The 9,210-nt window shown below is 72.8% G+C and carries 11 protein-coding genes; 6 read left to right on the forward strand and 5 right to left on the reverse strand.

Annotated elements, in window-relative coordinates; all coding sequences use genetic code 11:
- Window positions 1–6: 6 nt before the first annotated feature.
- The 3 genes from MUU72_RS12270 to MUU72_RS12280 are packed head-to-tail and all read right to left on the reverse strand — an operon-like array spanning window position 7 to window position 2,683.
- Window positions 7–672: a TrmH family RNA methyltransferase gene (locus MUU72_RS12270; protein WP_248013217.1), complete on the reverse strand. Its 666-nt coding sequence runs from the start codon at window positions 670–672 to the stop codon at window positions 7–9.
- The gene (locus MUU72_RS12275) at window positions 669–2,015 is read right to left on the reverse strand and encodes an HTTM domain-containing protein (protein WP_248013218.1); all 1,347 of its coding nucleotides are present in this window, start codon (window positions 2,013–2,015) and stop codon (window positions 669–671) included. The genes MUU72_RS12270 and MUU72_RS12275 overlap by 4 nt, the downstream gene beginning before the upstream one ends.
- Window positions 2,012–2,683 (reverse strand): DUF5819 family protein, encoded by a 672-nt coding sequence (locus tag MUU72_RS12280; RefSeq protein WP_248013219.1) that lies wholly within the window; start codon window positions 2,681–2,683, stop codon window positions 2,012–2,014. The genes MUU72_RS12275 and MUU72_RS12280 overlap by 4 nt, the downstream gene beginning before the upstream one ends.
- Before the next feature lie 165 nt (window positions 2,684–2,848).
- Between MUU72_RS12280 and paaA the strand changes: the two genes are divergently transcribed.
- The 6 genes from paaA (at window position 2,849) to MUU72_RS12310 (ending at window position 7,669) form a co-directional block, all read left to right on the forward strand.
- Window positions 2,849–3,832 carry a 1,2-phenylacetyl-CoA epoxidase subunit PaaA gene (paaA, locus tag MUU72_RS12285; RefSeq protein WP_248013220.1) on the forward strand — a complete coding sequence of 328 codons (984 nt, stop codon included), beginning with the start codon at window positions 2,849–2,851 and terminating at the stop codon, window positions 3,830–3,832.
- Entirely contained in the window at window positions 3,829–4,179 is a 351-nt protein-coding gene (gene paaB, locus MUU72_RS12290) for a 1,2-phenylacetyl-CoA epoxidase subunit PaaB (protein WP_248013221.1), read from the forward strand. Before paaA ends, paaB begins: the two co-directional genes overlap by 4 nt.
- Entirely contained in the window at window positions 4,176–4,895 is a 720-nt protein-coding gene (gene paaC / locus MUU72_RS12295) for a 1,2-phenylacetyl-CoA epoxidase subunit PaaC (protein ID WP_248013222.1), read from the forward strand. Before paaB ends, paaC begins: the two co-directional genes overlap by 4 nt.
- On the forward strand, window positions 4,889–5,380 hold the full coding sequence (gene paaD / locus MUU72_RS12300) for a 1,2-phenylacetyl-CoA epoxidase subunit PaaD (RefSeq protein WP_248013223.1): 492 nt from the start codon (window positions 4,889–4,891) through the stop codon (window positions 5,378–5,380). Before paaC ends, paaD begins: the two co-directional genes overlap by 7 nt.
- Complete coding sequence (paaE, locus tag MUU72_RS12305) at window positions 5,380–6,426, forward strand: 1,2-phenylacetyl-CoA epoxidase subunit PaaE (protein ID WP_248013224.1); 1,047 nt, start codon at window positions 5,380–5,382, stop codon at window positions 6,424–6,426. Before paaD ends, paaE begins: the two co-directional genes overlap by 1 nt.
- 109 nt (window positions 6,427–6,535) lie before the next feature.
- A complete protein-coding gene (locus tag MUU72_RS12310) occupies window positions 6,536–7,669 on the forward strand; it encodes an acyl-CoA dehydrogenase family protein (protein WP_248013225.1) in 1,134 nt (377 codons plus the stop codon).
- Window positions 7,670–7,814: 145 nt separating this feature from the next.
- On the opposite strand, the gene MUU72_RS12315 is transcribed toward MUU72_RS12310, so the two are convergent.
- Both MUU72_RS12315 and MUU72_RS12320 read right to left on the reverse strand, forming a co-directional pair.
- Window positions 7,815–8,159 (reverse strand): rhodanese-like domain-containing protein, encoded by a 345-nt coding sequence (locus MUU72_RS12315; protein ID WP_248013226.1) that lies wholly within the window; start codon window positions 8,157–8,159, stop codon window positions 7,815–7,817.
- Window positions 8,160–8,169: 10 nt separating this feature from the next.
- Window positions 8,170–9,129, reverse strand: coding sequence for a J domain-containing protein (locus MUU72_RS12320; RefSeq protein ID WP_248013227.1), 960 nt, complete (start codon window positions 9,127–9,129; stop codon window positions 8,170–8,172).
- Between the last annotated feature and the right edge of the window lie 81 nt (window positions 9,130–9,210).

Genomic DNA, 9,210 nt, shown 5'->3' on the forward strand with positions numbered 1-9,210 from the left:
TCGGCCTCAGAGCTCCTGGAGCCGGGCGTGGCGGGCGATCCAGGCGTGCATGGCGATGGCCGCGGCGGCCCCGGCGTTGATCGAGCGGGTCGAGCCGAACTGGGCGATCGAGCAGACCAGGGAGGCGTGCTCCCGGGCCTGCTCGGTCAGGCCCGGGCCCTCCTGCCCGAAGAGCAGCACGCAGCGGCGGGGCAGCGCGGTGGTCTCCAGCGGCACGGAGCCGGGGAGGTTGTCGATCCCGATGATCGGCAGTCCCTCGGCGGCGGCCCATGTGGTGAGCGCCGCGGTGTCCGGGTGGTGGCGGACGTGCTGGTAGCGGTCGGTGACCATGGCGCCGCGGCGGTTCCAGCGGCGCTGCCCGACGATGTGGACCTCCTTGGCGAGGAAGGCGTTGGCGGTCCGGACGACCGAGCCGATGTTGAAGTCGTGGCTCCAGTTCTCCACGGCCACGTGGAAGTCGTGGCGCCGGGTGTCGAGGTCGGCGACGATCGCCTCGCGGGTCCAGTAGCGGTAGCGGTCGACGACGTTGCGGCGGTCGCCGTGGGCGAGCAGCTCGGGGTCGTAGCGGTCGTCCCGCGGCCAGGGCTGCGGGTGCGGGCCGGCGCCGATCTTCGGCCCGTACCCCTCGTCGTACTGCAGGGGCTCGGCGGGGGCGGTGTTCTCGCTGCTCACCCCACGAGCGTAGGGCCATCGCCGCCGGAGCCGGCAGCGGCCTCGGCCGGGGAGCGGCCGGCGGCCCGGTCCGGGGCGGGGGCGCCGGCCGGACGGAACCGCCGGCGCAGCGCGGAGCAGCGCCCGCCGAACCACGTCAGGAAGTTCGTCGGCAGGAAGACGAGGTCGGCGGTGATCATCGCCAGGGAGAAGAACGGCAGGCCCAGCAGGAACGCGATCGAGAGGTGCTCGCAGACCATCACGACCAGCAGGGCGTTCTTCAGCCGCCGGTTGAAGACGGTGAACGGGAAGGCGACCTGCACGATCACCGTGCCGTAGGTGATCAGCATGACGCTCAGGCCGGTGCCGCCGAGCAGCTGGGACAGGCCCGGCCAGGGCGAGAAGTAGTCCAGGTGCAGCGGGTAGTAGACGGCGGTGCCGTCCTGCCAGCGCGAGCCCTGGATCTTGTACCAGCCGGCGGTGGCGTAGACGAGGCACACCTCGACCATGATCACCAGCAGGCCGGCGTTGTGGGCCAGGACGGTGAGGGTGTCGAGGACCGTCCGGGGCTCGCCGGGGGCGTGGCGGCGCACCGCCCACCACAGGCCGTGGGCCGCCCACAGCCCCCACAGGGCCAGGCTCCAGCCGATGTGCGGGAACGGGCCGTGCCCGAACCAGGTGAGTCCGGGCGCGCCGGCCACCTGGGCCGCGGCGAGCGCCAGGCCGAGGACCGCCCACAGCACGATGCCGGGCAGGTCGCGGGGGGAGTCCGGGCCGCGGTCCGGGACGCCGGCGGCGGCCGCGCGGCGGGCCCGGCGGGCGTCCAGCGACCACACCTGCCCGCACCGGGTCAGCACGAGGTACATCGACATCAGGTGAAGGACGTTGTCGCCGCCGTCCCCGACGAAGACGCTGCGGTTCTGGAGCGAGAGCACGCCCACCATGAACAGCACCGACATGGTGCGGGTGCGCCAGCCGAGCATCAGCAGCGCGGCGGCGGCGAGGGCGAGGAGGTAGACGCACTCGAACCAGCCGCCGCTGCCGGACCACAGCAGCAGGGAGAAGCCGTGGTTGCCGGTGAGCAGCTGGCGGACCATGGTGAAGTCGAAGGGGCCGGCGGGTCCGTAGAGCTCCTGCCGGTTCGGCCATTCGCGGAGCAGGAACAGCAGCCAGGTGCCGGCGAAGCCGATCCGGATGACCGCGGTCTGGTACGGGGCCAGGGCCCGGGCGCTGACCCGGGCCAAGCCGCGCCCGATGGCGCGTTCGATGCGGGTCTCCTGGTAGGCGGGGGGCTCCTCGGTGGCGGCGGGGGCGCCGGTGGCCCCGGGGGCGGTGTGCGGCTGCTGCGGCGTCGGTGATGTCACTGGTTCGTCGCCCCCTCGGGGAGATCACCCGCGGTGATCCGCCACCAGGGCAGGACGCGGTAGACGGGCCGGTCGCTGATCTTCTCGCCGGACCACGGCGGGGGGAGCACCGCGGTGGTCTGCGCGCGCAGCTGGATCTCCTCGACCCGGGCGCCGCCGCGGGTCCACTCACCGGACATCCGGAGCATCACGATGCGGCGGAAGTAGCGCGCGAACATCCCGCCGCGCTCGCCGGTCGGGGTGTTCTTCGCGTCCAGGGTGCCGGAGAGGAGTTCCCAGCCGCGGCGGAGCTGGTTCTGCTGGGTGTGGCTGGGCAGCGGGTTGTGGAGGATGGCCTGGCCGTCGCGGGCGGACAGGTCGGTCCAGCCGGTGGTCCGCACCGTGCCGTCCTGGTCGCGCAGGTGGGCGCGGACCTGGACGGCGGTGTTCTGCTGGAGCGGGTTGGGTGCGAACAGCTTCCAGTTCTGCTCGTACTCCGGGTAGACGTAGTCGCTGATCAGCGCGGACTGCTGCCTGCTGAGCGTGTTCGACGGCGCGACGTGCAGGAACATCATCGCGAGATGGATCAGGACCGCGACCGCGATGCCGCTGGCCGCCGTTCCTATGACGATGCGCGAGGGCAGCGACAGCGCGGACAGTGGCCGCGATTCGTCCCCGTATGACTGCATTCCCGCCCCGTTTCGAGTCCTCGTGCGGACGCTTCCGCCCCGGAACGGTACCTAGGGCGCCGCCCCGCGCACACCTCACGCCGGTTATCCACAGGCTTGACACCCGCGGTCCGGCCACCCACCATTGAACCGAACGATCGGTCGGTCGGGAGGAGGGGGCACCACATGACGACGATCGCGCCGGAGAACACGGACCAAGAAGCCCTGTTCGACGCCACCATCGCCGCGGACGAGCGGATCGAACCACGCGACTGGATGCCGGAGGACTACCGCGCCTCACTGATCCGCCAGATCGCCCAGCACGCCCACTCCGAGATCATCGGCATGCAGCCGGAAGCCAACTGGATCACCCGCGCACCGTCCCTGCGCCGCAAGGCGATCCTCATGGCCAAGGTCCAGGACGAAGCCGGCCACGGCCTCTACCTCTACAGCGCCGCCGAAACCCTCGGCGCCGGCCGCGACGAACTCCTCGACAAGCTCCACACCGGCCGCCAGAAGTACTCCTCGATCTTCAACTACCCCACCCTGACCTGGGCCGACGTCGGCGCCATCGGCTGGCTCGTGGACGGCGCCGCGATCACCAACCAAGTCCCGCTCTGCCGCTGCTCCTACGGCCCCTACGCGCGCGCCATGGTCCGCGTCTGCAAAGAGGAGTCCTTCCACCAGCGCCAGGGCTACGAGCTCCTGCTCACCCTCAGCCGCGGCACCGACGCCCAGCACGCCATGGCCCAGGACGCCGTCGACCGCTGGTGGTGGCCTTCCCTGATGATGTTCGGCCCGCCCGACGACGAATCCGCGCACTCCGCCCAGTCCATGGCCTGGAAGATCAAGCGCCACTCCAACGACGAACTCCGCCAGCGCTTCGTCGACATCTGCGTCCCCCAGGCCGAAGCCCTCGGGCTCACCCTCCCCGACCCCCACCTGCGGTGGAACGAGGAACGCGGCCACTGGGACTTCGGCCCCATCGACTGGAGCGAATTCCGCGAGGTCCTCAAGGGCAACGGCCCCTGCAACGACGAACGTCTCGGCCGCCGCCGCCGCGCCCACGAAGAAGGCGCCTGGGTCCGCGAGGCCGCCGCCGCCCACGCCGCCAGACACGCGGCCCGCACGCCCCGCACCGGCACCCACCAGGAAGAGGCGGCCCGATGACCACCGCGCACCCCACCGAGCCCACCGCCCCGGCCGCCGCACCCGCACCACCGGCACCCGCCACCCCGCCCGACTGGCCCCTGTGGGAAGTCTTCGTCCGCAGCCGCCGCGGCCTCTCCCACACCCACGCCGGCAGCCTGCACGCCCCCGACGCCCAACTCGCCCTGCGCAACGCCCGCGACCTCTACACCCGCCGCTCCGAAGGCGTCTCCCTCTGGGTCGTCCCCTCCGACCAGATCACCGCCTCGTCCCCCGACGAGAAGGACCCCTTCTTCGAACCGGCCGGCGACAAGCCCTACCGCCACCCGACCTTCTACGACATCCCCGAGGGGGTGCACCACCTGTGACGCCCCGCACCGCCACCCCCGCCCTCCCCCTCGGCGACGACGCGCTGATCCTCTCCCACCGCCTCGGCGAATGGGCCGGCAACGCCCCCGTCCTGGAGGAAGAGGTCGCACTCGCCAACATCGCCCTCGACCTCCTCGGCCAGGCCCGCGTCCTGCTCTCCCTCGCCGGCGACGAGGACGAACTCGCCTACCTCCGCGAAGAACGCCAGTTCCGCAACGTCCAGCTCGTCGAGCAGCCCAACGGCGACTTCGCCCACACCATCGCCCGCCAGCTCTACTTCTCCACCTACCAGGAACTCCTCCACGGCCACCTCGCCACCGGCGACACCGACCTGGCGCCGCTGGCCGCCAAAGCCGTCAAGGAGACCGCCTACCACCGCGACCACGCCGAACAATGGACCGTCCGCCTCGGCGACGGCACCGCCGAGAGCCACACCCGCATGCAGCGCGCCCTGGACACCCTCTGGCGCTTCACCGGCGAACTCTTCGACCCCGTCGACGGACTGGACAGCGTTCCCTGGCACGACCTCCGCGCCACCTGGACCACCCGCATCACCACCACCCTGGAACGGGCCGCCCTCACCCTCCCCGAAGGACCGCAGCGCAGCGGCTGGGCCGCCGGCGGCGGACGCCAGGGACTCCACACCGAACCCTTCGGCCGGCTCCTCGCCGAAATGCAGCACCTCCACCGCAGCCACCCGGGGGCGACATGGTGACCACCACCGCCCTCGAAGCCGAACTCCGGGCCCTGGCCGGCGCCGTCCCCGACCCCGAGCTGCCCGTCCTCACCCTCGCCGAACTCGGCGTCCTCCGCGACGTACGCCTCACCGCACCCGACCGCGTCGAGGTCTGCCTCACCCCCACCTACACCGGCTGCCCCGCCCTCGAAACGATGGCCGCCGACATAGAACGCGCCCTGCACGACCACGGCATACCCCACGTCGAGGTCCACACCGTCCTCAGCCCCCCGTGGACCACGGACGCCATCACCGACGAGGGCCGCCGCAAACTCGCCGCGTTCGGCATCGCCCCGCCCCGCCCCACCGGCCCCGGACCGGTCCCCGTCGACCTCACCCTCCGCTGCCCGCACTGCGGATCGACCGACACCACCCTCCTCAGCCGCTTCTCCTCCACGGCCTGCAAAGCCCTGCGCCGCTGCGAGACCTGTCGCGAACCCTTCGACCACTTCAAGGAGTTGTGATGTTCCACCCGCTCCGGGTGAAGGAGATCGAGCGGCTCACGGACGACGCGGTGGCCGTCACCTTCGCCGTCCCGCCCGAACTCCGCACGGCCTTCCGCCACACCCCCGGGCAGCACATCACCCTGCGCAGAACGATCGACGGCCAGGAAATCCGCCGCACCTACTCCGTGTGCACCCCGGCCACCGACAACCCCGAACTCCGCGTGGGCATCCGCCTCGTCGAGAACGGCGCGTTCTCCACCTACGCCCTCAAGGAACTCACCGCCGGCGACACCGTCGACGTCATGGCACCGGCCGGCCGCTTCACCCTCACCCCGTGCCCCGGCCGGTTCGCGGCCATCGTCGGCGGCAGCGGCATCACCCCGGTCCTCTCCATCGCCGCCACCCTGCTCGACCGGGAACCGGGCGCCCACTTCTGCCTGATCCGCAGCGACCGCACCACCGCCTCCACGATGTTCCTGGAGGAAGTCGCCGACCTCAAGGACCGCTACCCGCAGCGCTTCCAGCTCGTCACCGTCCTCTCCCGCGAGGAACGGCAGACCGGCCTGCCCTCCGGCCGCCTCGACGAGGACCGCCTGCGCACCCTGCTGCCCGCGCTCCTCCCCACCACCGCCGTCGACGGCTGGTTCCTCTGCGGCCCGCACGGCCTCGTCCAGGGCGCCGAACGGGCCCTGCGCGCCCTCGGTGTGCCCCGCACCCGCATCCACGAAGAGATCTTCCACATAGCCGACGGCGCCACGGCCCCCGCCACCACCGCCACCGCGCCCGCGCACAGCACGGTCACCGCCACCCTCGACGGCCGCTCCGGCACCTGGCCCGTCCACGCCGGCGAATCGCTCCTGGAAGCCGTGCTCCGCAACCGCCCGGACGCCCCCTACGCCTGCAAGGGCGGCGTCTGCGGCACCTGCCGCGCCTTCCTCGTCTCCGGCGAGGTCCGCATGGACCGCAACTTCGCCCTGGAAGCCGACGAGGTCGACGCCGGATACGTGCTGGCCTGCCAGTCCCACCCCGGCACCGAAAAGGTCGAGCTGGACTTCGACCGCTGAACGACGTCCGCCGCCGTCCGCACCGTTCCCAATTCCTGCAACATGTTCTAACTTGACGCCCTGTCAGGCACACCCGGCGGAATCCGGCGGCACGCGGGAGGACGGACCAGTGGACTTCACCTTCACCGAAGAACAGCAAGCCGCCGCGGAAGCGGCACACACCGTCTTCGCAGCGGTCGCCCCCGACACCGTCCCCAGCCCCGCACTCACCCACGGCCCCGTCGCCGACGACTTCGACCGCACCCTCTGGCGCACCCTCGCCCGAGCCGACCTGCTCGGCCTCCCGCTCGCCCCCGAACACGGCGGCGCCGGCCTGGACCCCCTCGCCCTCTGCCTCGTCCTGCGCGCAGCCGGCGCCGCCCTCGCCCGCGTCCCCCTCCTGGAGACCTACGCCGCCGCCCACACCCTCCAGCAGCACGCCACCGACGCCCTACGCGCCGCCATCCTGCCCCGGGTCGCCACCGGCGACCTCGTCCTCACCACCGCATCCGCCGGCCGCACCGGACACGACCCCGCACCCCTCGCCGCCACCGCCCGCCGCGGCGACACCGGCTGGACCCTCGACGGCACCCACACCGCCGTCCCCTGGGCCGCCACCGCGGACCGCGTCCTGCTCCCCGCCCGCACCCCCGACGGACAGACCGTCCTCGCCCTCGTCCCGCCGACCCGCACCGGCGTCACCCTCGCCGACCAGACCTCCACCACCGGCGAACGCCACGCCGAGCTCCACCTCGACGCCGTCCCCGCCGAATCCCCGGAAATCCTCACCGACCCCGCCGCCTGGGACACCCTGCGCAACCTGCTGACCACCGGCACCTGCGCCCTCGCCCTCGGCCTCGGCGACCGCGTCCTGACCATGACCAGCGACTACACCGGCACCCGCGAACAATTCGGCCGCCCCCTGGCCACCTTCCAGGCCGTCGCCGTGCAGACCGCCGACCGCTACATCGACCTGCGCGCCATGGAAACCACCCTCTGGCAGGCCGCCTGGCGCCTCACCCCCGGCGCGGCCGGCCCCCTGCCGCCCGAGGCGGACATCGCCGTCGCCAAGATCTGGGCCTCCGAAGGCGTCCGCCGCATCGTCCAGACCGCCCAGCACCTGCACGGCGGCTTCGGCGCCGACACCGACTACCCCCTGCACCGCTACCACGCCTGGGCCAAACAGCTCGAACTCTCCCTCGGCCCGGCCGCGGCCCACGAGGAAGCACTCGGCGACCTCCTCGCCGCCCACACACCGAGCTGACGCCCCCACGCGACACACCAGGTCCGGGGGAGGACCGCCGCCGCCGGAGCGGTGCACCACGGGCAGCCGGGCGCGGCAGCCATGCCCGGCGCGCGGGGAGGCGACGGCCAGATAGCCATCCGACGGCCGGATGACCGCCTGACGGCTAGATGACCGTCCCCGTGCCGCCCTTGCCGTCCGACACCGGACGCCCGGCCGCCTCCCACGCCTGCATACCGCCCTCGACGTTCACCGCGTCGATGCCCCGCTGGATCAGGTACTGCGCCACCTGGGCCGACCGCCCGCCGACCCGGCACAGCACGAACACCCTGCCGTCCTCGGGCGCGGCCTCGGTGAACTCCCCGTACCGCGCGACGAATTCACTCATCGGGATGTGCAGGGCACCCTCGGCGTGACCGGCCTCCCACTCGTCGTCCTCACGTACGTCCAGCAGGAAGTCCCCGGACGCGAGGGCATCGACACCGACCGTGGGCACAGAACCAAATTGCATGCTCCCGACGCTACCCGACCAGCTGCGCGAGGTACGCCTCGCGCTCCCGCACATCGGCCAGCAGCTTCTCGGCGATCTCGTCCAGCAGCCGGTCCGGATCATCCGGCGCCATCTTGATCATCGCGCCGATGGCACTGGTCTCCAGATCCGCCGCGACGGACGCCAGCAGCTCCTTCCGCTCGGCCAGCCACTCCAGCCGCGCGTACAGCTCCTCGCTCTCGGTCGGCCGCCGCTCCGCGGGCGCCGGACCGGCCTCCCACTCCCGCACCAGCTCCCGCAGCGCCGCCTCGTCGCCCCGCCCGTACGCGGCGTTGACCCGCGCGATGAACCCGTCCCGCCGGGCCCGCTCCGCGTCGTCCCGCGCCAGGTCCGGATGCGCCCGGCGCACCAGATCGCGGTAGACCTTGCGGGCCTCCTCACTGGGCCGCACCTTCGTCGGCGGCCGCACCGGCTGATCCGTCAGCATCGCCTGCGCCTCGGGGAACAGCCCCTCCGACCCGAGCCAGCCGTGGAACAGCTCTTCCACCTCCGGCATCGGCAGCACGGCAGCGCGCGCCTCCCGGGCCTTGCGGAGGTCCTCCGGGTCACCGGTCCGCATCGCCACGGCCTCCGCGATCAGCGCGTCCAGCTCGTCCAGCCGCGCGTACATCGGGCCGAGCCGCTGGTGGTGCAGCCGGGAGAAGTTCTCCACCTCGATCCGGAACGTCTCCACCGCGATCTCGAACTCGATCAGCGCCTGCTCCGCCGCCCGCACGGCCTTCGCCAGCCGCTGGGTGGCCTCGTCCCCGGCACCGCCGCCACCGCCCTCCGGGCCCCCACCCGGGCCGGCGGCATCCCCGCCCTGCCGCTCCGCGCCCGTCGCCTCCCCGCGGGCATCCGCCGCCCGCGGTTCGGCCGGGGCGCCGGGTGTCCCCGGTACGTCCGGTCGGTCCTGGCCGTCCTGCGCGTTCTCCGCGTGCGAGTTCGTCACCCGGTCAGCGTACGGGGGATACGGGGGCGGGCCCCCGACACGCCTCCCCGGGGGCCTCCCCCTCCCCCCCGGCCCCCACCC

Origin of the sequence: Streptomyces rhizoryzae (assembly GCF_023155275.1) — a bacterium.
Taxonomy (GTDB): domain Bacteria; phylum Actinomycetota; class Actinomycetes; order Streptomycetales; family Streptomycetaceae; genus Streptomyces; species Streptomyces rhizoryzae.